Annotated in this window: 16 protein-coding genes; 4 read left to right on the forward strand and 12 right to left on the reverse strand. The window is 43.9% G+C overall.

Features of this window, described 5'->3' with window-relative positions; genetic code table 11:
* Positions 1-219 precede the first annotated feature (219 nt).
* A complete protein-coding gene (locus PY092_RS04840; RefSeq protein ID WP_275614732.1) occupies positions 220-1,482 on the forward strand; it encodes a DUF819 family protein in 1,263 nt (420 codons plus the stop codon).
* A gap of 42 nt (positions 1,483-1,524) precedes the next feature.
* Positions 1,525-2,226 carry a DUF4369 domain-containing protein gene (locus PY092_RS04845; protein WP_275614733.1) on the forward strand — a complete coding sequence of 234 codons (702 nt, stop codon included), beginning with the start codon at positions 1,525-1,527 and terminating at the stop codon, positions 2,224-2,226.
* Here PY092_RS04845 and PY092_RS04850 read toward each other — a convergent pair.
* The 10 genes from PY092_RS04850 to PY092_RS04895 form a co-directional block, all read right to left on the reverse strand.
* The gene (locus PY092_RS04850; protein WP_275614734.1) at positions 2,223-2,495 is read right to left on the reverse strand and encodes a hypothetical protein; all 273 of its coding nucleotides are present in this window, start codon (positions 2,493-2,495) and stop codon (positions 2,223-2,225) included. The genes PY092_RS04845 and PY092_RS04850 overlap by 4 nt on opposite strands.
* Positions 2,496-2,523: 28 nt before the next feature.
* The gene (locus PY092_RS04855; protein WP_275614735.1) at positions 2,524-3,492 is read right to left on the reverse strand and encodes a type I phosphomannose isomerase catalytic subunit; all 969 of its coding nucleotides are present in this window, start codon (positions 3,490-3,492) and stop codon (positions 2,524-2,526) included.
* A gap of 5 nt (positions 3,493-3,497) precedes the next feature.
* A complete protein-coding gene (locus PY092_RS04860; protein WP_275614736.1) occupies positions 3,498-3,905 on the reverse strand; it encodes a 6-pyruvoyl trahydropterin synthase family protein in 408 nt (135 codons plus the stop codon).
* Positions 3,902-4,435: an isopentenyl-diphosphate Delta-isomerase gene (idi, locus tag PY092_RS04865; protein WP_275614737.1), complete on the reverse strand. Its 534-nt coding sequence runs from the start codon at positions 4,433-4,435 to the stop codon at positions 3,902-3,904. The genes PY092_RS04860 and idi overlap by 4 nt, the downstream gene beginning before the upstream one ends.
* A 56-nt stretch (positions 4,436-4,491) precedes the next feature.
* Positions 4,492-5,439, reverse strand: coding sequence for a PorP/SprF family type IX secretion system membrane protein (locus PY092_RS04870; protein ID WP_275614738.1), 948 nt, complete (start codon positions 5,437-5,439; stop codon positions 4,492-4,494).
* Positions 5,440-5,443: 4 nt separating this feature from the next.
* Entirely contained in the window at positions 5,444-7,417 is a 1,974-nt protein-coding gene (locus PY092_RS04875) for a T9SS type B sorting domain-containing protein (RefSeq protein WP_275615000.1), read from the reverse strand.
* A 77-nt stretch (positions 7,418-7,494) separates the two neighbouring features.
* Positions 7,495-11,382, reverse strand: coding sequence for a hypothetical protein (locus PY092_RS04880; RefSeq protein WP_275614739.1), 3,888 nt, complete (start codon positions 11,380-11,382; stop codon positions 7,495-7,497).
* Between the two features lie 370 nt (positions 11,383-11,752).
* Positions 11,753-13,702 (reverse strand): OmpA family protein, encoded by a 1,950-nt coding sequence (locus PY092_RS04885; RefSeq protein ID WP_275614740.1) that lies wholly within the window; start codon positions 13,700-13,702, stop codon positions 11,753-11,755.
* Positions 13,703-13,714: 12 nt separating this feature from the next.
* Positions 13,715-14,662: a PorP/SprF family type IX secretion system membrane protein gene (locus tag PY092_RS04890; protein ID WP_275614741.1), complete on the reverse strand. Its 948-nt coding sequence runs from the start codon at positions 14,660-14,662 to the stop codon at positions 13,715-13,717.
* Positions 14,663-14,675: 13 nt separating this feature from the next.
* Positions 14,676-18,461, reverse strand: coding sequence for a T9SS type B sorting domain-containing protein (locus tag PY092_RS04895; RefSeq protein WP_275614742.1), 3,786 nt, complete (start codon positions 18,459-18,461; stop codon positions 14,676-14,678).
* A 402-nt stretch (positions 18,462-18,863) separates the two neighbouring features.
* On the opposite strand from PY092_RS04895, the gene PY092_RS04900 reads away from it, so the two are divergent.
* Entirely contained in the window at positions 18,864-20,453 is a 1,590-nt protein-coding gene (locus PY092_RS04900) for a peptide chain release factor 3 (RefSeq protein ID WP_275614743.1), read from the forward strand.
* A gap of 108 nt (positions 20,454-20,561) precedes the next feature.
* Positions 20,562-20,993: a hypothetical protein gene (locus PY092_RS04905; protein ID WP_275614744.1), complete on the forward strand. Its 432-nt coding sequence runs from the start codon at positions 20,562-20,564 to the stop codon at positions 20,991-20,993.
* A 27-nt stretch (positions 20,994-21,020) separates the two neighbouring features.
* On the opposite strand, the gene PY092_RS04910 is transcribed toward PY092_RS04905, so the two are convergent.
* Together PY092_RS04910 and rpoC are read right to left on the reverse strand one after the other, a co-directional pair.
* Positions 21,021-21,332, reverse strand: coding sequence for a DUF3467 domain-containing protein (locus tag PY092_RS04910; protein ID WP_275614745.1), 312 nt, complete (start codon positions 21,330-21,332; stop codon positions 21,021-21,023).
* A gap of 58 nt (positions 21,333-21,390) precedes the next feature.
* Positions 21,391-25,689 carry a DNA-directed RNA polymerase subunit beta' gene (gene rpoC / locus PY092_RS04915; RefSeq protein ID WP_275614746.1) on the reverse strand — a complete coding sequence of 1,433 codons (4,299 nt, stop codon included), beginning with the start codon at positions 25,687-25,689 and terminating at the stop codon, positions 21,391-21,393.
* Between the last annotated feature and the right edge of the window lie 12 nt (positions 25,690-25,701).

Raw genomic sequence — 25,701 nt, forward strand, 5'->3', positions numbered from 1 at the left:
ATGTAAAGATTGACGACTCCTTGATTACTGCAAATGTTTTCCTTTTGGTTGCTGTCCATCAAAATAATCATGATTCTTCAGGATTTGAATCAATTCTCCACAAATAAGGTAGACCACAAGTCTTGAATACAAAAATTCACGAATACCCCGTCAAAATTACCCCACTCAGTTACCACAGTTGATGATTTTCCTATATTTGGGCTTTTAGCTTAAAAATATATGGACCAACTACCATTTACCCAAGATACCGTTATCTTTGGACTCCTTTGCCTTTGTTTAGGTTTTGTTTTTTATACCTCATCCATAAAAACCGGTTTTTGGGGGAAGTTTTATCGCATTGTCCCCACTGTGCTCATGTGCTACCTATTGCCAGCTATTTTGGCCAGTTTGGGCATTATTGATGAATCATCTTCCAATACCTATTATGTTGCCAGTAGGTATTTATTGCCTGCCGCTTTAATTTTAATGACACTCAGTATTGACCTTAAAGCCATCATGAATTTAGGTTCAAAGGCTTTGGTCATGTTCTTGACGGGAACTGTTGGTATTGTTATAGGAGGCCCTATTGCCATTTTGATAGTCTCCATATTTTCTCCAGAAACAGTGGGTGGTGTCGGAACAGATGCCGTATGGAGGGGGCTTGCCACCATCGCGGGCAGCTGGATTGGCGGTGGTGCCAATCAAGCGGCCATGCTCGAGGTCTTTGAATACAACCAAGAAAATTACGGGGGCATGGTACTTATTGATATTGTGGTCGCCAACCTTTGGTTGGCAGTAATCCTTCTGGGTGTGGGCAAGACCGAAAAAATAGACCGGTGGCTCAAGGCTGACACCTCATCCATTGAAGAACTCAAGTTAAAAGTTTCCACCTATACCGAAAAAATCGCACGGGTTACCTCCCTTAAGGATTTCATTATGTTGCTGTTCTTTGCTTTTGTCGGTGTGGGCATCGCCCATTTAGTAGGGCACCATTTTGCTGGTTTTCTGCAAAACAATTTTGAAGTCGTTCGAAATCCACAGAAAATATTATCCTCACTTGGTTCGGAATTTCTTTGGATGGTTGTTTTTGCAACAGCAATCGGAATTGGTCTTTCTTTTACCAAGGCCAAAAATTATGAAGGTGCCGGAGCCAGTAAAATTGGGAGCATATTCATCTATATTTTGGTGGCCACCATTGGTATGAAAATGGATTTGGGCAAGGTGCTGGACAATCCAGGGCTCATCGCCATCGGCTTGATTTGGATAACCATTCACGCCGGTCTGCTTATTTTAATGGCAAAAATCATAAAAGCACCGTTCTTTTTCTTGGCCGTGGGCAGTCAGGCCAATGTGGGAGGTGCAGCCTCCGCACCCATTGTAGCGGCAGAATTCCATCCATCATTGACCTCTGTAGGGATACTTTTGGCCGTTTTTGGCTATGTCGTGGGTACCGCAGGTGCTTATTTATGTGCTTTGTTGATGGAAGTCGCTTCGAATGTTTAGATATTCTCAGAAGATTATGCATCTTTGCCCAGCTAAAAATATATGATGAAGCGGATATTATTTGTATTGATTATTGGAATTACCGTGCTGTCCTGTGAAAAAAACACGGAGAACACCATGACCGTTAGCGGCAACATCAAAGGCCTTAAAAAAGGAACTCTTTATTTGCAACAATTCAAGGATTCCTCACTTGTGGTTTTGGATTCTTTGGAAATTCAAGGGGATGGAACATTCAGTTTTTCCGAAGAAGTGACCGAACCCGAAATATTTTATCTCTACCTCAAGAAAAAAGACAATAACGACATCAACGATAGAATCACCTTTTTTGGGGAAGCAGGAAATATTGTAATCAATACGGCTTGGAATACTTTTGATACCGATGTGCAAATCTCTGGTTCCAAATCCCATGAAAAACTTTTGGAATTTTACGAAATGAACTCCAAGTTCAACATCAAGGAACTCTCATTGGTACAACAAGCCACAACTCCCGAATTACAAGAAGATTCCGTTGCTTTGGATTCCATACAAGGTTTGATCAACAAGAATACGATCAGCAGATATCGCTATGCCTTAAATTTTGGGCTGAACAATGGAGACTCCTATGCCACACCGTACATTTTGATGACTGAGGCCAGAGAAGCTAATCCGAAGTACTTGGACTCCATCTACAAAGGATTGACCTCTGATGTGGCGGCCTCCAAATACGGAAAGGAATTCAAGGAATTCCTGGACAAAAACAACTAGGCCTCAAGGCTATTGAGCCGTTCAATCAACTTGGTGGCCTTTTCCTCCAATTCTATCCGAATGGATTTAAAATGTGCCTTGGTGTCCTCTACCTTTTTTTGATTGATTTTATCCATCAATGTGTCATAAACATCGATGGCTTCGTCTATGATTACGGTTCCTTCCTCAGATTCTTTGGTTCCGGAACCGGCTTCCCAAATATAGACGGCTTCTATAATGTCTCCCAAGACAAAATTGACATCCTTTTTTAAATCACGAATACTTGGCATAACGCGGTGGTTTTCATTAAAGATACTATTAAATAGTAACTTCTAAAAGTTTGGTGCCTCGGGTATCAATATCTACATAAGTACTTGAGGCAGGAACAAGAACCGTCTCTCCTTTTTTTATGGATGCGCTGCCCCAATCGTTATTGATCGTAGCCGTACCGCCCACACACATATAGATGGTGAATGAATCCCTATCGGACAAATCTTGCTTCAATGGGCCGCCCAACTCCAAAAAGTTGGTTTTAAAGTAGGGGCAGTCCACCATGGCATTGACATCATCCTGTATTTTAGGGTAATCCACCTTAAAATCGTCCTTTTTTTCATAATCAATGGCATCCACGGCCAAACTGGTGTGCAATTCCCTTAGGTTTCCGTCTTTGTCCCTTCGGTTAAAATCGAACACTCTATACGTGATATCGGAGGTTTGCTGAATCTCTGCCAAAAGCACCCCTGCCCCAATGGCATGGATTTTCCCTGTATTGATGAAGAAGGTATCCCCTTCACCTACTTCTTCATAATTCATCAAATCGGTCAAAGTACCTTCCTCAAGGCTTTTTACATACTCCTCTTTTTCCACATCCTTATTGAACCCCACAATCAATTTGGCTCCAGGGTCGGCATCCATAATGTACCACATCTCGGTTTTTCCAAAGGAATTGTGGCGTTTTTTGGCCAACTCGTCATTAGGGTGCAATTGTATGGATAGGTCCTTTTTTGCATCAATGAATTTGATGAGAATCGGAAAATCGTTCCCAAATCTTTCAACAACACTCTTTCCAAGCAATGCTTTACCTTGCTCATCCATTAAACTCTGGAGTGAAGTGCCTGCCAAATTGCCATTGGACACTTCGGATATGTCACCGTCCACTCCTGAGAGCTCCCAGCTTTCACCGGTAATATCGCTTGTGATGGTTTTATTTAAAATATCTTTCAATTTGGTTCCTCCCCAAAGTCGCTCTTTAAGGATTGGTTTGAATTTTAATGGGTATAGGTTCATCGTTTTTATCCTGTATAGGTTACAAAATTTCGAGGGGTTTCATAGAGTACCACCTCCAACTCTTTATTGGAGTCTATGTGGGGACGCAGCTTGTTCCATATCACTACCGAAATGTTTTCCGCTGTGGGATTCAAGTTTTCAAATTCCGGTACATCAAGGTTCAGGTTCTTATGGTCCAATTCATCCTCAACGTGTTCCTTGATCAATTCCTTGAGCACTTTAAGGTCTATTACAAATCCTGTTTCAGGGTCTATTTCCCCGGTAACGCTCACGATAAGGTCATAGTTGTGCCCGTGATATTTTGGATTGTTGCATTTTCCAAAAACGGTTTTGTTCTTTTCATCGCTCCAGTCTGGTCGGTGCAATCTATGGGCTGCATTGAAACTGGCCTTTCTACTTGCTTTTACCTTCATTGTACCGATATGTTTTCCATAAGATGGTTGTAGAAACGTTCAAAAATAATTTTGAACCAAGCTGTATATGCATCGGGGTTGTTTGCCATGTCCCTTTTGATATCTTCGGGATGCATCCATTTCCAATCGGCAACTTCATCTGGGTTGATATTGGGTTCATCTTCAAAATAACCCACCATCACATGATCGAACTCGTGTTCGGTAAGGCCATTGTCAAAAGGGGCTTTGTATATAAAGGTAAAAAGTTCCTTGAGTTCTGTGGCAAAACCCATTTCTTCCATGAGTCTTCGTTTACCTGCATCGATATTGCTTTCCCCATCCCGCTGATGACTGCAACAGGTATTGGTCCATAACAGTGGGGAGTGGTATTTATCCTTTGCCCTTTGCTGAAGCATGGTCTCGCCCTTTGCATTCATCACAAAAACCGAGAATGCGCGGTGCAACAAGGCCTTTTCATGAGCTTCCATTTTGGGCATCAACCCAATGGGCTCGTCCTTTTCATTTACAAGTATCACTTTTTCCTCTCTCATAAGGTAAAAATATGACCTTTGTGGCTAAATAACGGGAATAGGTGTTTAAATTCTTCCTAAAAGAAACGTGGGGATTTCATGTTTCCAATGTTTCTGATGAAATCATATCGTAGAATTATTTCGAAGGAACCATCATTGAAAGTGGCCGCTCCAAGCTCGGTAATCTCACGGTCGTAGGCCATTCCAATCATTAATTGGTCTGATATCATGAAGCCGAAAAGACCACTGAATGCGGCATCCCAACGATAGGCTACTCCCCCAATAAATTTTTCATTGTACATAAAGTTGGCGGAAAGATCCACCTGCAACGGCGCTCCTTGAACTGCTTTGGTCAAAAGTGTAGGCTTAAACTTTAAAACAGGATTTAGGTCCCAGACATACCCAGTAATAAGGTAAAAATTCATCTGCTCCTTAGCTGTTGATACGGAAGAGGAATCAAAATGGGTGGTTTCCAATATTCTTGGAGCGGAAATACCCGCATAGAATTTATCGGTATGATAGTATACACCTGCTCCAATATTGGGTGAGAACTTTTTTAAATCCCCTTGGTTCAACTGATCATCAATTGCGTATTCATCCAATTCCGAGTATCTAACATCCAACATGTGCGCACTTGCTTTCAGACCAAAACTCAATCTCCCTTCCCAACCTGTTTGAACAGTATAGGAAAAATCCACATCAAAATAAGTTTCGGATGTGGGTCCAATCTTATCATTTACAATGGACAGACCCAATCCCACACCGCGATAACCGACAGGCGTATGAACGTTCAAGGTCTGTGTCTCGGGTGCTCCATCGAGTCCCAACCATTGGTTACGATATAATGCAGCTATACTCAAGTGCCCACGTGAACCAGCATAGGCTGGGTTGACACTTACGGTATTGTACATATATTGGGTGTACTGTGCGTCTTGCTGTGCATGCAAGTTTACCATTGCTATAAGCAAAAGGGCAAGCAACCATTGAGTTTTTCCTTTAAAAAGTTCGTTCAACACAGTAACCATTCGTCTATCTATTAATGTATATGTAGCCTGTAAGCTGTTTCATAGTCCCTGCCTGATTTTCATAATCTATAACATAGAAATATGTTCCCACAGGAAGTTTATTGTTCTGATCCACCGTGACCCTACCTTGGGATGTGCCATCAAATTCATTGCCGGTAGTGTTGTATGCCTTGGTTTGATATACCATCACTCCCCATCTATTATAAATCCGTACAGTGTTGTTGGGGAAGTTTTCAATCCCTCGGATTTCCAAGGTATCGTGTCTACCGTCTCCATTAGGTGTTATCACATTGACCACATCAACTTCTTCTTCATCTACCGTTAACTCCCCTAAGTCTGGATCGAGATAGTTTGGTGTACCATCTTCGTTGGAATCATCATTGGCATAGTTTCCATCTCCATTCGTATCCTCATCCATGGTCTCGATACCGTCATCATCATCATCCGAATCCCTGAAATCAGGTATTCCGTCGCCATCATTGTCTGGCAAGGCGGTATTTGGGTCATCCATTTCATCATTGACATCCATATCAATCACGGTTTCCCCTTCGTATTCATCATCCAAACCGTCGTTGTCTTTATCTGAGCCTATAATTGTTACCTCTGGAACACCATCATGGTCATGATCGTGCCCTTCAATAGCATCTGGGACATTATCATCATCGCTATCGTCATCCACATAATCAGGGAGTCCATCATTATCGGAATCAATAGGAATCAATCCCACATTCCCTCCTGTTTCATAGGCATCATCCAATCCATTGTTGTTGGCATCCATCAAACTAGGTGGAATGTAACCTAAAGCGAGTTGTGCCTCTACATTATCCGGTATACCGTCATTATCACTGTCGATATCCAAATAATCAGGGATTCCATCGCCATCGGTATCTGTTGGATTGGTTGATGGGTCATTATCGTTATCGGCGTTCAAGTCCTCAAAACTGTCCACAATTCCATCATTGTCACTGTCCAAGTCAATTCCTGAAGGACTTACAATAATCGTGATTGTTGCCGTACTGCAATTTCCATTCGAATCACACACGGTATAATCAAAAGAATCCGTGCCTGTGAATCCTGGATTTGGTGTGTAGGTAATATTGTCATCGGAAGGGTCGTTGGCGGTTCCATTATCGTTTAACACAATGGCTCCGTTTGATGGGTCCGTAGCAGTAATTGAACCCGTAGAAGGTATGTCGTTATCATTTGCTCTCCACGAGATAACAGCTTCCACACCAATATCCGTTGATACTGAATCATCATTTGCATCCACAATGGGAAGTACATCCACAGTGACCGTAGCGGTACTACAATCCCCGAAAGCATTACAGATAGTATAGTCAAAACTATCACTTCCGTTATAATCGGGGTTCGGTGTATAGGTCAAGATATCATCGGTTGGGTCATTGGCGGTTCCATTATCATCAATAGTTATGGTTCCGTTGGATGGATTGGTCGTTGTTATGACACCTGTGGTTGGTAGATCGGTATCATTATCAAATATGGGCACGGTAATGGATGCATCCTCATTGACCACAATCATATCATCCACAAGGTTTGCTGCCTGACTCATGCATACCACAGTAAAACGTGGTAATTCTGTACTATTCCCGACTTTTGTGATGGTAGCAACATACCGCATCACGGTCTGTGTACTTGTTACTGTCGGTCTTGTTTGGTCACCGCTCAACGCTGGGCTCCAACTTACGGTGGCCCCAGAAGGAACACTGGCCGAAATATCCAAAATCACCTCATTATTTGGAGCTTCGCAATCGGTTAAAATAAAATAGCCTGTTGCATTGGAGCCACATAGTGTACCATCATAAGTAGCAAAATAAACACCAGGTCGGGTAGCTTCGTAAAATGAATCTGTTCCCAAAATGGTTCCCGTGTCTGATGCTTCGTACCATTGGTAATTGTGCTCATCACCAGTGTTAGGTGCTTGCAACAAAAACTGGGCACTTGCAAAGCTCATCCCCATAAAGAAAATGAACAATCCTATGAGTAAAGATTTATATGAGGTGTTTGATTTCAAAATCGATACGTCTTTGATCATTATTATTTTACCACAAACACCACATTGATCAATGCATTGTAATCGGCAGGTTGCGCTTGAACTGTATAATTCAAATTACCATTTGCATCTATTGTCATGCTTCCTGTATCGAAAACTGTGGGATCTGCATAGGTAACATAGTAGTACAACTCCGTTCGGCTATACGTTGGAATTGCTCCAGGTGCACCTGTACTCCCTACCGTGGGCGATCCATATTGATTGATATACTCTTGATAAAGGTCAAGGTTAAAAGTACCGTTGGAGGAAGCATCAATGGCTATGGAAGGTGGGTAAAACACTCTTGCAGCTTTGGATGTAATTGGAGCAATAGCTTGAATTACATCTTCTACCGTAGCTTCTGTATTCCCATCACCATCAACATCAACAGGAGTATCTGAATCCACTTCTGAAGCGGTTTGGTCATCGTTGTCGATGTCATCCGCAAAGCCGGCGGGAACCCCCGTCAAGCTGCTCCACTGTCCGTCGAAGTCATCCGTGGAATCCACATCCAAGTTGGCGGGAAGGTTCGTCAAATCATTGAAGTCGCCCGAGAAATCATCCGTTGCATCGGTGTCAAGGTTCGGGAACTCATTGTTCACTGCCGTTGCCACCTCGGCATCGGTCAATTGGGTGTCGTTGTCGATGTCATCCGCGAATCCGGCGGGAACCCCAGTCAAACTGCTCCACTGTCCGTCGAAGTCATCCGTGGAATCCACATCCAAGTTGGCTGGCAAGTTTGTCAAATCGTTGAAGTCTCCTGAGAAATCATCCGTTGCATCGGTGTCAAGGTTAGGGAACTCATTGTTCACCGCTGTTGCCACCTCGGCATCGGTCAATTGGGTATCGTTGTCGATGTCATCCGCGAATCCGGCGGGAACCCCAGTCAAACTGCTCCACTGTCCGTCGAAGTCATCCGTGGAATCCACATCCAAGTTGGCTGGCAAGTTGGCCAGATCGTTGAAGTCGCCTGAAAAATCGTCAGTGCTGTCAACATCAAGATTAGCGGGAATATTGGCCAAATCATTGAAGTCGCCCGAGAAATCGTCCGTTGCATCGGTGTCAAGGTTCGGGAACTCGTTGTTCACCGCTGTTGCCACCTCGGCATCGGTCAATTGGGTGTCGTTGTCGATGTCATCCGCAAAACCGGCGGGAACCCCAGTCAAGCTGCTCCACTGTCCGTCGAAGTCATCCGTGGAATCCACATCCAAGTTGGCGGGAAGGTTCGTCAAATCGTTGAAGTCTCCTGAAAAATCATCAGTGCTGTCAACATCAAGATTGGCCGGAATATTGGCCAAATCATTGAAGTCGCCCGAGAAATCATCCGTTGCATCGGTGTCAAGGTTCGGGAACTCATTGTTCACTGCCGTTGCCACCTCGGCATCGGTCAATTGGGTGTCGTTGTCGATGTCATCCGCGAATCCGGCGGGAACCCCCGTCAAGCTGCTCCACTGTCCGTCGAAGTCATCCGTGGAATCCACATCCAAGTTGGCTGGCAAGTTTGTCAAATCGTTGAAGTCGCCCGAGAAATCATCCGTTGCATCGGTGTCAAGGTTCGGGAACTCGTTGTTCACCGCTGTTGCCACCTCGGCATCGGTCAATTGGGTATCGTTGTCGATGTCATCCGCGAATCCGGCGGGAACCCCAGTCAAACTGCTCCACTGTCCGTCGAAGTCATCCGTGGAATCCACATCCAAGTTGGCTGGCAAGTTGGCCAGATCGTTGAAGTCGCCTGAAAAATCGTCAGTGCTGTCAACATCAAGATTAGCGGGAATATTGGCCAAATCATTGAAGTCGCCCGAGAAATCGTCCGTTGCATCGGTGTCAAGGTTAGGGAACTCGTTGTTCACCGCTGTTGCCACCTCGGCATCGGTCAATTGGGTATCGTTGTCGATGTCATCCGCAAAGCCGGCGGGAACCCCCGTCAAGCTGCTCCACTGTCCGTCGAAGTCATCCGTGGAATCCACATCCAAGTTGGCGGGAAGGTTCGTCAAATCGTTGAAGTCGCCCGAGAAATCATCCGTTGCATCGGTGTCAAGGTTCGGGAACTCGTTGTTCACTGCTGTTGCCACCTCGGCATCGGTCAATTGGGTATCGTTGTCGATGTCATCCGCAAAGCCGGCGGGAACCCCCGTCAAGCTGCTCCACTGTCCGTCGAAGTCATCCGTGGAATCCACATCCAAGTTGGCGGGAAGGTTCGTCAAATCGTTGAAGTCGCCCGAGAAATCATCCGTTGCATCGGTGTCAAGGTTCGGGAACTCGTTGTTCACTGCTGTTGCCACCTCGGCATCGGTCAATTGGGTATCGTTGTCGATGTCATCCGCAAAGCCGGCGGGAACCCCCGTCAAGCTGCTCCACTGTCCGTCGAAGTCATCCGTGGAATCCACATCCAAGTTGGCTGGCAAATTGGTCAGGTCGTTAAAGTCCCCTGAGAAATCATCCGTTGCATCGGTGTCAAGGTTCGGGAACTCGTTGTTCACCGCTGTTGCCACCTCGGCATCGGTCAATTGGGTATCGTTGTCGATGTCATCCGCGAATCCGGCGGGAACCCCCGTCAAGCTGCTCCACTGTCCGTCGAAGTCATCCGTGGAATCCACATCCAAGTTGGCGGGAAGGTTCGTCAAATCGTTGAAGTCGCCTGAAAAATCATCCGTTGCATCGGTGTCAAGGTTCGGGAACTCGTTGTTCACTGCTGTTGCCACCTCGGCATCGGTCAATTGGGTGTCGTTGTCGATGTCATCCGCGAATCCGGCGGGAACCCCCGTCAAGCTGCTCCACTGTCCGTCGAAGTCATCCGTGGAATCCACATCCAAGTTGGCTGGCAAATTGGTCAGGTCGTTAAAGTCCCCTGAGAAATCATCCGTTGCATCGGTGTCAAGGTTCGGGAACTCGTTGTTCACCGCTGTTGCCACCTCGGCATCGGTCAATTGGGTATCGTTGTCGATGTCATCCGCGAATCCGGCGGGAACCCCCGTCAAGCTGCTCCACTGTCCGTCGAAGTCATCCGTGGAATCCACATCCAAGTTGGCGGGAAGGTTCGTCAAATCGTTGAAGTCCCCTGAGAAATCATCCGTTGCATCGGTGTCAAGGTTCGGGAACTCGTTGTTCACCGCTGTTGCCACCTCGGCATCGGTCAATTGGGTATCGTTGTCGATGTCATCCGCGAATCCGGCGGGAACCCCCGTCAAGCTGCTCCACTGTCCGTCGAAGTCATCCGTGGAATCCACATCCAAGTTGGCGGGAAGGTTCGTCAAATCGTTGAAGTCGCCTGAAAAATCATCAGTGCTGTCAACATCAAGATTAGCGGGAATATTGGCCAAATCATTGAAGTCGCCCGAGAAATCGTCCGTTGCATCGGTGTCAAGGTTAGGGAACTCGTTGTTCACCGCTGTTGCCACCTCGGCATCGGTCAATTGGGTATTGGTATCAATCAAAGCTGCCAAATCTGCCAATGCCACAGCATAAGAATTGGCTTCAGAATCAGTTATGACCAAATTGGTATTTGTACCATCAATATCAAATGAGGTTATGGTCGTATTTGAGTCCGTAAGGACATCTTTCAAACTACTTAAATCAACATTTACATTTCCTCCATCTTCCAAAGAAAGTGACAAGATATTTGTAGTATCATCAAAAGTAAAACCAGTTAACTGCTGATTATCGGAGGCTGTAAACTCCCATGAATCACCATCCCAGAAATATATGGTTCCTGTACTGGTGTTCACATAAATATCTCCCAAATCTGCACCGACTGGTGTGACCGCACCCGCACTGGAAACATCTGTTCCTTTGAGCACCTCGCAATTGCATTGGTCCTGAAGGGTCACTGTAGTTTGAGAAAAGGCAATTCCTGTAAAAAATAGAAATAGTAGGGCTAGAATGCTCTTTTTCATGAGGTTACTGTTAAATAAAGATTGTATTAGCTGTAATTCTGTTGATTTCTTGACTTTCGATTTTCCAATTCAGTGGTGATTCAATACACCGAATTTTCAACCGAATACAAAATTACCCTCACTTTTAGGGGTGGAAAATAATTGTTGTGAACCAATAAAATAGAACTGTATAGTCCACAAATCTTGAGGTCTGTCCCTTATTTTTTTACGATTTTTTTAAGACGGTTCGTCGATTAGGCTATTTTTAACGGTAACTTTCGTAGGTTGAATCTTACATGTGATACGTCCCGAAACAGGTAGTTGCCAATGAATGTGCAATAAAAAAACGGCCCGTAAAAGGGCCGTTCCAATATTTATCCTTAACCAATCCTTATTCAAATATGATGAATTCAGATCTTCTGTTCAATTGATGTTGTTCCTCGGAACATGATACCCCATTCACACAATCGTTTACCAATCGAGTTTCTCCAAATCCTTCTCCTTGGAGTCTATCAGCAGAAATTCCCTTGGATATCATATAATCCACTGTGGATTCTGCCCTTTTTTGAGACAACCAAAGGTTGTAGGCATCAATACCACGACTATCTGTATGGGAGTTTACCTTGATCTTCAAACTTGGGTATTTCTCCATGGCCACAATGACTTTTTGAATCTCTATCTCAGCATCTGGCCTAATGTTGTACTTGTTCAAATCGAAATAAATTGTACTCAACTGCAATAGTTTCGCCAAATCGTCCCCAAAACCACCTGTTACCACATCACGTTCCAAATAGAAGTCCACGATACGCGGTTTACCATCAGAAATGGGCAAATATTCTTCAGCAGGGACATATCCGTCTCTGGAGGCCCTAACAAAATTTCCTTTAGAGCAATCCAACATGAGTATGTAGTTGCCATCGGAATCGGTGATAGTAGATGAGATTTCATTGTTTTCCTCATCGATGATCTTCACGGTCGCTCCTGCTAGAACTTCATTGGAAATACGGTCTCGAACGGTTCCTGTCACTTCTTGAATGCAGTCCAAGGTCAACGGCTCGGTTTCCACAAACCCATAAATATCATCATCTCCCATTCCACCATCCCTGTTGGATGAAAAGTAGCCAGTTTTTTCATCGGAATCAAAAATAAACGAAAAGTCGTCATTTGGTGTATTCACGGGCTTACCTACATTGACCACGGGTTGGGAATAGTCGTTATACGCAATTTTCGTTGCAAAAACATCCAATCCTCCCAATCCTTGATGACCGTCCGAAGAGAAATAAAGTACTCCGTCCTTGGTAATGAACGGGAATGTTTCCCTCGCCATAGTATTGATGTTGCTTCCCAAGTTTTGAATGGGCCCGTAAGTTCCATCCCCAATAATCTCGGTCACGAAAATATCTGACTCCCCTAAACTTCCAGGCATGTCGGAAACAAAATAAAGCTTCTTGCCATCTGGGCTCAACATGGGGTGGGCCACCGAATAGGAATCACTATTAAAGGGAAGTTCCGTTATGTTTCCCCAACCGCCATCAATTTTTTCGGCACTGTATATTTTTAATCGAATGATGCCCTCCTCATCCTTTTTCTTTCTACCATCGAAAAAGTTGTTGCGGGTAAAGTACATGGTCGACCCATCTTTGGTTACCACGGAGGTTGACTCGTGCAAACGGGTATTGACATCTCCTTCGAGCTTTACCACTTTGTCATTGGATATACTATCGGCATTCACTTTGTAAAGGTCCAAAAAGTCGCGTGCGTTCCATGTGTGCCTATAGCGTGCAAAATTGCCCGTATCACGATCGGAGGCAAAAATGAGACCCTTTTCGTAGTATGCAGCGGCAAAATCAGAGTATTTACTGTTATAGGGGAATGTTTTTATGTTGTAACGGCCAGAGTTTTCCTCTATTTTGGCCATATAATCTTCATCAAAATCCACCATGGCCGAAGTCATTTCCCTAAAATCGTTCATCAACTTTTCTGCCTCATCATAATTTCCCATGGATTTCAAACTCTGTGCATATCGGAACATATCCTCCACGGACATTTCATCGGGATAAGTAGCTTCCAGTTTCTTATAAGTTTCAGCCGCCTCTTGGTATTTGGCATTGAAATAGTATGAATTCCCTAGTCGTTTTAGCAGATCGGGAGAGCTATATCCTTTGTCCAAAACTTTCTTGTAAATGTCGATAGCGGGACTAAAGGAATACTGGTTGTAGCGCTCGTCCGCTCTTTCCATGACCCTTGCTATCTGCTTATCGGGAATACTGTCCTGTTGTGCGGTTACTCTAACAAGACCTCCACAAACGATGATCAATAATATGAGTATTCTTTTCAGCATATTTACCTATTATTAAAAGAATCTTGGTGATATGGTTCTTTGGAAGGATTTCAACAATTCCAATCTCAGAAAAACTTCAAAGGACCCATCGTTGAACTGTGTCCCTCCCAATTCTGTTACTTCACGATCGTAGGCCAATCCCAGCATAATCTGGTCCGTCACCTGAAAGCCCACCAAGCCACTTACAGCAGCATCCCAACGATATGCCGCACCAAAACTGAATTTATTGGCGAACAGGAAGCTTGCTGAAAGGTCTACTTGCAAAGGCGCCCCACTTACGGCTTTTGTAAGCAAAGCAGGTTTAAATTGAAGATCCGCCCCAATATCGAAAACATAGCCTGTAATCAGGTAGATATTCATGCGTTCGGCAGATAGAAAGTTAACTCCATCATCAGAATTGTCATTATCAAAGTACTCTGATTCCAACACGTTTGGTGCCGAAAGCCCTGCATAGAATTTATCGGTGTGATAGTAAATCCCTAGTCCGAAATTAGGTGTGAACTTATTATCGATATTATTTTGATCGATGACTTCTTCGTCAAAATTCCTTAGTCCGTTGAAGTCCAGACTCAGCATGTTCCCTCCAGCTTTCAATCCAAAGGATAATTTGGCATCCATGGAAACATCAATGGTATATGATATCACGGCATCCAGATAGGTTTCCTGTACCACACCATCCCCTATATTGTCATTGACAATGGAGACTCCGTACCCCAACCGACTGTTACGTATAGGAGAATGCAGATTCAAAGTGAATGTTTCGGGAGCACCATCCAACCCCACCCATTGCGAACGGTAGAGCCCCGCAAAACTAAGTTGCCCCCTTGAGCCTGCATAAGCGGGGTTAACACTCAATGTATTGTACATGTACTGCGTGTACTGGGCATCTTGCTGGGCCATGGCTCCCATGGATATAATCCCAATGAACAATAACGTAGTTATTATATGCTTTTTTATCATGCTATCCATATTGTTATCTACTCAAATAAATGTATTCCGAGTCCGTGAAACTTCCTTGCTCCGTTTCATAATTGAATATGTAATAATAGATTCCCGCAGGAAGGTAATCGTTTACACTAAGTGCAGTTTTACCTCTCACACGTCCATCGAAAACATTGTTCACATTATTGTAGTTGTTTCCTTCGAACACCAAGGTTCCCCATCGGTTGAATATTTTTATTGTACTTGATTTAACATATTCCAGACCACGGATATATAAAAAGTCATTTTTCAAATCCCCATTGGGTGTCAACATTTGGTTTACCTCAATGGCTTCCACTATAACTGTTACCGTAGCTGTATCACAATTGTCAGGATTATCTGCTTCGCAGATGGTATATTCAATGGTATATGTGCCAGGTGCTGTTTCTGGTGTTACTGTTACGCTCCCATCTTCGCTAACAATGAGTTCATTTGTTGGGGCCGACGTCAAAATGACATCGCTCAATGTTACCATTTCCCCATCCAAGGTGTCATTTAATAACACGTTGCTATTTGCAATCACTCCCCCGGCTGTGCCTGAATTATAATTATCATCCACGGCATCGATTACATTATCCGCCCCCTGCATTACCTCAACGGTTACAGTGGCACTATCACAATTATCCACATCCATGATGTCGCAAATGGTATAACTGATGGTATACGTACCCGCTTCGGTACCTTCCACAACACTGACACTTCCATCTTCGTTGATGATCAGCGCATCGGTCGGTGTGGAAGTCAAAATGACATCTGCAAGGGTTACGGCTTCACCATTGTACGTATCATTTGTCAGCACATTGCTATCTGTTATTGCTCCATCATCACCCACAGTTGCCGTATAGGTATCCTCAACGGCATCAATTACATTGCCCATCCCTTGTGTTACTTCTACAGTTACCGTAGCCGTATCACAATTGTCCACATCCATGATGTCGCAAATAGTATAGTCGATGGTATAGGTGCCTGCTTCGGTACCTTCCACAACACTGACGCTTCCATCTTCGTTAATGATCAGCGCATCCGTCGGTGTGGAAGTCAAAATCACATCTGCAAGGGTTACGGCTTCACCATTGTACGTATCATTTGTCAACACATTGCTATCTGTTATCACTCCATCATCTCCTGTTTCGGCAACGTACGAATCATCAACGGCATCCAATGCGTTTGACCCTACTTCTATGAAAATGGTCGCAGTTGCACAAACACTGGGGTCCAGTAAAACATTACAAACCTGGTATTCTATGGTCACAGTTGAACTGGACTCTGAAAGGGTTGGTGTATAGCTCACAAAACCACTCTCGGTATCAAAGGCAAGTGTACCTTCTGCATTACCCCCTATCCTTGACAAATTCGTCTCGCCTACGTTGTTTGTATCATTATTGGGGAGAAAGTCATCATTCTCCAAAATATTCAATGCTACTTCAGTCAATGCTGGGGTCGATCCATAATCATCATTGGCGGTGGCCACCAATGGGTCTGGGTCTGTTTCATTAGGATTGCCATCACCATCACAATCTAGTGCTTTCCAATCGGCGGATGGCGGCAGAGTTACACTTTCCGGATTGTAATCACATGGATCCAATGGGTCGGTGCCGTCATTTTTCTCGTCCTGATTGGTTACACCATCACCATCACAGTCAGAAGTGTTCCATGTGGACGAAGGATCAACCGTTTGGCTATCCAATACAAAATCACATGCGTCCCAAGGGTCGGTTCCATCCTCTTTTTCATCGCCGTTTGTAACGCCATCTCCATCGCAATCCGCTGCTAGGTAATCCCCTGTTTGTGTCAAGGTTATGCTATCGGGATTATAATCACATGGATCAAATGGATCTGTACCGTCCTCTTTCTCATCTTCGTTGGTAACGCCATCCCCATCACAATCGGCAGTAAGATAATCGCCTGTTTGTGGTTGGGTAATGTGTTCTTCTATAAAATCACATGGGTCGGTAGGGTCCGTTCCATCTTCTTCTTCGTCATCATCCGTTACTCCGTCACCATCCGTATCGGTATCATCATCTGGATCCAAATAGTCGGGCGTTCCATCTTCATCGGTATCATCATTGGTGGGGTCACCATCTCCATCTGCGTCTTCATCGGGAGTATCAATACCATCGCCGTCATCGTCTATATCACGATAATTCACATCATCTTCGCCATCTCTGTCCGGAAGGTCGGTCGCAGGATTTTCGATTTCATCATTCACATCAAATCCATCGTTCACATCGCTGCCTTCATAACCATCATCAAGTCCATCCCCATCAGTATCCGTGCCCGTGTAGGTCCAATCCGGGATTCCATCAAAATTGAAATCGTTCCCTTCGTTATTGTCGGGCACCCAATCATTGTCACTATCGTCATCCAAATAATCTGGAGTTCCATCGGCGTCTGTATCCTCCAATGAAAGTCCCATTGTTTCACCATTTTCGTAGGCATCGTCCAAACCATTTCCATTCAGGTCTTCTCCAGATGGCAAAACATACTCAAAAGTTGGCTGTGCTTCCACATTGTCCGGTATTCCATCATCATCACTATCAATGTCCAATCTATCTGGATATCCGTCTTCATCACTATCTATGTCCTCACTGAAATTCACTGTTTGTGGGTCTATGAAATTATCCAAACAGGTAAATTGAATACCAGCTTGTCTGGCAATATTCGTCCTAAAATTATCATCTTCAGCGGCTTGGATTCCAAAACGGAACACAAACGAATCAATATCAATGTATTCCACTGCAACATTTACTGAAGGATGCTCATTGGAGATACCTGTATATTCCTGCATACCACCATTGACCAAAAAGCCGCCCGTAGTGTTCTGCACCGTGATTTCATTATCCGCATCAAGGGTATAACTTGCTGGTGTGTTGAATCTATTATATTCTTGATATTGACTATTTCCATCAACATCGATAAAATTGGCACTTAACTCTTCAAGAACCACTGGAGTTGTCGTTCCATCTTCCACAAAAGAGATTCTGAAGTCCACATAGGGCCTTCTTTCCTGAGACGTGGTTGTAAAATAAATCTCTGGTTTGAAATACTCTGCATCGGTCTCGTTCTGATCAAAGTATAAAATCTCACCATTAACCACTTTTTCAATGGTAACCAATGCATCCAGACCTTCTTCAACTCCTTGATAACGATAAACCGCTCCTTCGGAAAGCGCAGTGCCCGATTCCAATACAGGTTCCATTCCAAAATTCAATCTCGGCACGGTAGTGCAATCAAAATCGGTACTTACCACACTGGATTCGTTTTGATCGAGTATCCCATCATTATCGGAATCCAGATCCAAATAATCGGGAATATTATCACTATCCGTATCTATGGGGGACAATCCATTGCCCGCTCCAGGGAAATCCTCGTATGCATCATCCAAACCATTTCCATCTGTATCCTCTCCAGAAGGTAACTGAAAAGAAGCATAGTTCTGTGCTTCGTAGTTGTCCAACAAACCATCTCCATCAGAATCCAGATCCAAATAATTCGGGATGCCGTCCCCATCCGTATCGGTAGGATTGGTAGCCGGATTATTGTCCCCGTCTATATTTGCATCCTCGGCCACATCCAATATGCCATCGTTATCGCTATCGATATCGATACTATCGGGAATTCCATCTCCATCAGAATCGGTATTACCGGAATATGCCCCAAGGATAACGGTACCAGGGCCGATCGCTGAAACAATAGCAGGGTATATTGGAAATCCTAAAAATAGAAGTAACATTACCAAAATGCCCTTCTTAAAATTCAAGAAAGTAATCTTCTCCATAAATGATAAGTTTTGGTCAACTAATCACCATGGCGTAAAGTGGTTCTCGTTCGTAATTGTAAGAAAATTGGGGTTTTCTTAGTTGTTTTTAATATCTCTGGTCCTTTCGACACACATCGATACAAATTGGTCACATAATTAACCTATTTGTCATTTACCTCCTATTTTAATCGATAAAAGGCAGTTTCCTTATCATTAGTTACCTCATCTACCTGTTTCACAAATGGATATCACATCAGTGGAATGGCCAATGATTTTAAAACGGCTGAAAAATACCCTTCTTTTTTGGTTTAGGCGAGTCTTGCCCCCTTTATTTTTTCCAATTATATTAACAATCCCGAATCGTCCTAAAAATGAGTGACAAAAGATTTAAATCCCCTATTTTTGCCGAAATTTTTGTTGATGGAATTTGAAAAGGAAATAGCGAAACGAAGAACTTTTGGTATCATATCCCACCCTGATGCCGGTAAAACAACCTTGACCGAAAAATTACTGCTATTCGGCGGTGCCATCCAGGAAGCAGGTGCTGTAAAGAGCAATAAAATCAAAAAATCAGCGACTAGTGACTTTATGGAGATTGAGCGTCAAAGGGGAATTTCCGTAGCTACTTCCGTTTTGGCCTTTATCTACAGGGACAAAAAAATCAATATTCTGGATACTCCCGGGCACAAGGACTTTGCCGAGGATACTTTCCGTACCTTGACCGCGGTTGATAGCGTCATCGTTGTTATCGATGTGGCCAAAGGTGTGGAGGAACAGACCGAAAAGCTGGTGGAAGTCTGCCGGATGCGAAATATCCCCATGATCGTCTTCATCAATAAATTGGACCGTGAGGGTAAAGATGCTTTTGACCTTTTGGACGAGGTGGAGCAAAAATTGGGGTTGACAGTAACTCCTTTGAGCTTCCCCATTGGGATGGGATACGATTTCAAGGGGATTTATAATATCTACGAGAAGAACATCAACCTGTTTAGCGGAAATAGCAAGAAGAACATCGAAGAGACCATTGCCTTTGACAACTTGGACAATCCCGAACTTGAAAAAATCATTGGAACGGATGCCGCCGAAGAATTACGTGGCAATCTGGAACTTGTTGAAGGAGTTTACCCCGATTTTGATAAAGAAGCCTATTTGAAGGGCGAGCTACAGCCCGTGTTCTTCGGTTCAGCCCTGAATAATTTTGGTGTTCGAGAACTATTGGATTGCTTTGTGAACATCGCCCCCTCTCCACGACCCAAAAAAGCGGAAGAGCGATTGGTAAAAGCAGGTGAAAAGGATTTTTCCGGCTTTGTTTTCAAGATACACGCCAACATGGATCCCAAACACCGAGATCGTTTGGCTTTTATCAAGATCGTTTCCGGCACGTTTGAAAGAAACACACCTTATCTGCATGTAAGACAAGGAAAAAAGCTGAAATTTTCAAGTCCCAATGCATTTTTTGCCGAAAAAAAAGAAATTGTCGATATTTCATATCCAGGTGACATCGTGGGGCTTCACGATACCGGAAACTTCAAGATTGGGGATACATTGACCAGTGGAGAGGAATTGCACTATAAAGGCATACCCAGTTTTTCCCCTGAGCATTTTAGGTACATTAACAATGCCGATCCTATGAAAGCCAAGCAATTGTATAAAGGTATCGATCAGCTAATGGACGAAGGTGTCGCTCAATTGTTCACTTTGGAAATGAATGGTAGAAAGGTAATCGGTACGGTTGGGGCATTACAGTATGAAGTGATTCAATATCGATTGGAACATGAGTATGGGGCAAAATGCACTTACGAGAACTTCCCTGTACACAAAGCGTGCTGGGTGGAGCCCGAAGATGAGAAAAACGAGGAGTTTCAGGAATTTAAACGAGTAAAGCAAAAGTTCTTGGCCACAGATAAAAAAGGACAGCTGGTGTTTTTGGCGGATTCCCCATTTTCACTTCAAATGACACAACAAAAGTATCCTTCGGTAAAGTTGCACTATACTTCGGAATTTGAGTGAAGCCCAATTTAAATTGTCCCGCATACATCTCTGGCCATGAATTGATTGCAACTTTCATATCTCTTTTTTTTGTACATTGATTGATGTAACCAATTAAATAAAGATATTATGACGACTTCAGTTAAACCGCCAACCTGGTTCTGGGTGGTGAGTGTTATCGCTCTTCTATGGAATTTAATCGGGGTAATGAACTATCTCAATCAGGCTTTTAACCAAGTAGCCCTTTTGGAAAGTATGGATCAAGCCCAGCGAGAAGCTTTTGAAGGAATCCCTGCTTGGGCAACTGCAGCTTTTGCCATTGCTGTTTTTTCCGGTACGCTCGCATGTATCGGTCTTTTAATACGTAAAAAATGGGCCAAGCCACTTTTTATCATCTCCTTGATCACCGCAGCGGCACAGTTCATCCATTGGCTGTTCATCTCCAATGCCGTGGAAGCTTTTGGGCCATCCACCTACACCATGCCAGTAATTGTAATCATTATAGGTATTTACCTGATTTTCTTCTCGAAAAAGGGAATTGAGAAAGGTTGGTTGAAGTAAAAAAAAGCCCCGAAATCGGGGCTTTTTTTATGCTTCTCCAGTGGGTCCAAAATTCAATGGAATCGCTGGTTGTTCATAATCTTGAATTGTTCCGTGGGTCTTCTCAAATCGGCTTACGTTATCATTCAATGCCTTTAACAGCTTCTTGGCATGTTGAGGCGTCAAAATGATTCTGCTCTTCACTTTTGCCTTTGGCGCACCCGGCATCAGGCTAATGAAGTCCACGACAAACTCTGATACGGAGTGGTTGATGATGGCCAGATTGGAATAGGTTCCCTCTGCTATCTTCTCATCCAACTCTATATTGATCTGTTTTTGTTTTTTCTTTTCTTCAGCCATATTATTATTACTTGTCTTAAAAGAAAAACCCTGGCCTAAAGGCCAGGGTTTGTTTTATTTAGAATTTGAATTCCTCTTTTCGGGCCATGATCTCATCGTACTCCTCTTTGGATCCTACAATGATACTGTCATAATCCCTCATACCTGTACCGGCCGGAATCTTATGTCCTACAATTACATTTTCCTTCAATCCTTCCAAGGAATCCACTTTACCGCTTACAGCAGCTTCGTTCAATACTTTGGTGGTTTCCTGGAACGATGCAGCCGAGATAAACGACTTCGTCTGCAACGATGCTCTTGTGATACCTTGCAGGATTGGCGTAGCAGTTGCTGCCACAGCATCCCTTGCGGTCACCAAGGTCTTGTCCTCTCTTCTAAGAATCGAGTTCTCATCCCTTAGCTCACGTACCGTCAAAATCTGTCCTGGTTTCAACCTTTCTGAATCACCGGCATCCTCAACGACTTTTTTACCGAAAATCTCATCGTTCTCATTGATAAAGTCATCTTTGTGCGCCAATTGGTTCTCTAGGAAAATCGTATCTCCTGGATCTTGGATTTTTACTTTACGCATCATTTGTCTCACAACAACCTCAAAGTGCTTGTCGTTGATTTTCACACCTTGCAAACGGTAAACTTCTTGCACTTCGTTTACCAAATACTGTTGTACTGCGGATGGTCCTTTGATGGCCAATATGTCTTCTGGTGTAATGGAACCATCCGACAATGGCATACCTGCACGTACATAGTCATTCTCCTGAACCAAAATCTGGTTGGACAATTTAACCAAGTACTTTTTGATATCGCCTGTCTTGGACTCAATGATAATCTCACGGTTACCACGCTTGATCTTACCGAAGGATACCACACCGTCAATCTCGGAAACAACTGCTGGGTTGGATGGGTTACGTGCTTCAAACAGCTCGGTCACCCTTGGAAGACCACCGGTAATATCCCCTGCCTTGGCAGATTTACGTGGGATTTTCACCAAAGTCTTACCTTCTTTCACCTTCTCTCCATCATCAACCATCAAGTGGGATCCAACTGGCAAGTTATATGAACGTAAAGTCTCACCTTTACCATCCTTGATCAACAAGGTTGGAATCAACTTTTTGTTTCTGGTCTCGGAAATTACTTTCTCCTGGAAACCGGTCTGTTCGTCAATCTCAACTTGGTAAGTAACCCCTTGCTCAAGATTTTCGTAAGCAATCTGACCAGAGAACTCTGAAACGATCACACCATTATATGGGTCCCATTCACAAATCACGGTTCCTTTGGTAATCTTCTCTCCGTTCTTGATGAACAATTGAGAACCGTAAGGAATATTGTTTGTACTTAGGGTAATTCCTGTTTTTGGATCAGTGATCTTGACCTCGGATGTCCTAGAAATCACAATGTTGGTTTTACCCCCTTCACTGTTTTCCCCTGTTACAAGTCTTAAGTCTTCAATCTCCGCAACACCATCAAACTTGGACTCCAACTTATTCTCCTCTGAAATGTTACCTGCAATACCACCCACGTGGAAGGTACGCAATGTCAACTGTGTACCAGGTTCTCCAATGGATTGTGCAGCAACTACACCTACAGCTTCTCCTCGTTGCACCATTTTGTTTGTCGCAAGGTTTCTACCGTAACACTTGGCACAGATTCCTTGTGGAGCCTCACATGTCAATGGAGATCTTACTTCTATCTTTTCGATTGGAGCTGCTTCCACCTTTTTCACATCGGCTTCATTGATTTCTTGGCCTGCTTCAAGGATAAGTTCCTCGGTCAATGGGTTGTACACATCGTGCAACGATACCCTGCCCAAGATTCTTTCTCCCAAGGTTTCAACAATCTCCTCGTTTTTCTTCAATGGTTCCACCTCGATACCTCTCAAGGTTCCACAATCTTCGCTGTTCACGATCACGTCTTGTGAAACATCCACCAAACGCCTGGTCAAGTAACCAGCATCCGCCGTTTTCAAAGCGGTATCCGCAAGACCCTTACGTGCACCGTGGGTAGAGATAAAGTATTCCAAAATCGACAATCCTTCCTTAAAGTTCGAAAGAATCGGGTTTTCGATAATTTCCCCACCTCCTGCAGTGGATTTTTTAGGCTTGGCCATCAAACCACGCATACCGGTCAACTGACGAATCTGCTCTTTGGAACCCCTTGCTCCGGAATCCAACATCATATACACAGAGTTGAATCCTTGCTTGTCCTCACGGATTCGCTTCATCGCCAACTCGGTCAACATCGCATTGGTGGAGGTCCAAACATCAATAACCTGGTTATATCGCTCGTTGTTGGTGATAAGACCCATGTTATAGTTCATCATAATACCATCGACCTGCTCGTTGGCCTCACCGATCATATCTTGCTTTTCCGCAGGAATGATAATATCACCCAAACTAAAGGATAGACCACCTTTAAAGGCAAAATCGTATCCCATGGCCTTAATATTATCCAAGAAGTCGGCAGTTGTGGGAACATCGGTCACTGCAAGAATGTCCCCAATAATATTTCTAAGGGCTTTCTTGTTCAATACCTGATTGATGAATCCCGCTTTTTCCGGCACTTGAGTATTGAACAATACACGACCTACAGTGGTTTCGATGATTTGATAGACCAACTCGCCTTCTTCATTAAAGTCTTTTGCCCTTACCTTGATTCCGGCGTTAAGCGAAACTTTTTTCTCGTTAAAGGCGATTTCCACTTCTTCAGAAGAATAGAAGGTCAACCCTTCACCCAATACAGGCTCTTCTGGTGTGGATTTTTTATGCTTGGTCATATAGTACAATCCCAAAACCATATCCTGGGATGGTACGGTAATCGGAGAACCGTTGGCTGGGTTAAGGATATTCTGTGAAGCCAACATCAATAATTGAGCTTCCAAAATAGCCTCTGGCCCCAATGGCAAGTGAACTGCCATCTGATCCCCATCAAAATCCGCGTTAAATGCGGTACATGCCAATGGGTGCAAACGAATCGCCTTACCTTCAATAAGTTTAGGCTGGAACGCTTGGATACCCAATCTGTGCAATGTGGGGGCACGGTTCAACAATACAGGATGTCCTTTAAGGACATTTTCAAGAATATCCCAAACCACGGGCTCTTTCTTGTCTATAATCTTTTTCGCAGATTTAACTGTCTTTACAATACCTCTCTCGATCAACTTACGGATGATGAATGGCTTGTAAAGCTCGGCCGCCATATCTTTAGGAAGACCACATTCGTACAATTTCAATTCCGGTCCAACGACGATTACGGAACGAGCGGAGTAATCCACACGTTTACCCAACAAGTTTTGACGGAATCGACCTTGCTTACCTTTCAAGGAATCAGAAAGGGATTTCAATGGCCTGTTTGATTCTGTTTTTACCGCAGATGCCTTTCTTGTGTTATCGAAAAGGGAATCCACCGCTTCTTGAAGCATACGTTTTTCGTTCCTCAAGATCACCTCTGGGGCCTTGATTTCCATCAAACGCTTCAAACGGTTGTTACGGATAATTACCCTACGGTACAGATCGTTCAAATCGGAAGTTGCGAAACGACCACCATCCAACGGCACCAATGGACGCAATTCAGGTGGAATCACTGGAATCACTTTCATGATCATCCACTCAGGATTGTTCTCCCTGTTGTTCTGTGATTCACGCAAAGCTTCAACTACCTGAAGACGTTTCAAGGCCTCGGTCTTACGTTGCTTGGATGTTTCTGTGTTCGCCTTGTGACGTAGTTCGTAGGACAATTGTTCCAAATCGATTCTGGACAATATCTCGATCAAACACTCGGCACCCATTTTGGCGATGAACTTATTTGGATCGTTATCCTCCAAGTATTGGTTCTCGGTTGGGAGCGTTTCCAAAATGTTCAAGTATTCTTCCTCGGTCAAGAAATCCATTTTATTGATTTCCTCACCTTCTGGACCTTTGGCGATACCTGGCTGGATAACCACATACCTTTCGTAGTATATGATCATGTCCAATTTTTTGGAAGGTAATCCCAAAAGGTATCCTATTTTGTTTGGCAGCGAACGGAAGTACCAGATGTGCGCTACGGGAACCACAAGGTTAATGTGTCCCACACGGTCTCTACGTACTTTTTTCTCCGTCACTTCAACACCACAACGGTCACAAACGATTCCACGGTAACGGATTCTCTTGTATTTACCACAGGCACATTCGTAATCCTTCACAGGACCAAAAATACGCTCGCAGAACAATCCATCACGCTCTGGTTTGTGCGTTCTATAGTTAATGGTTTCAGGCTTCAACACCTCGCCACGGGACTCGGCCAAGATTGACTCCGGAGAGGCCAGTCCGATGGAAATTTTGTTGAACCTTTTTTGTGCGTTATTATCTTTTATTCTAGCCATAACAATATGGTG

It is taken from the genome of Flagellimonas yonaguniensis, from assembly GCF_029193885.1.
Lineage (GTDB): Bacteria > Bacteroidota > Bacteroidia > Flavobacteriales > Flavobacteriaceae > Flagellimonas > Flagellimonas yonaguniensis.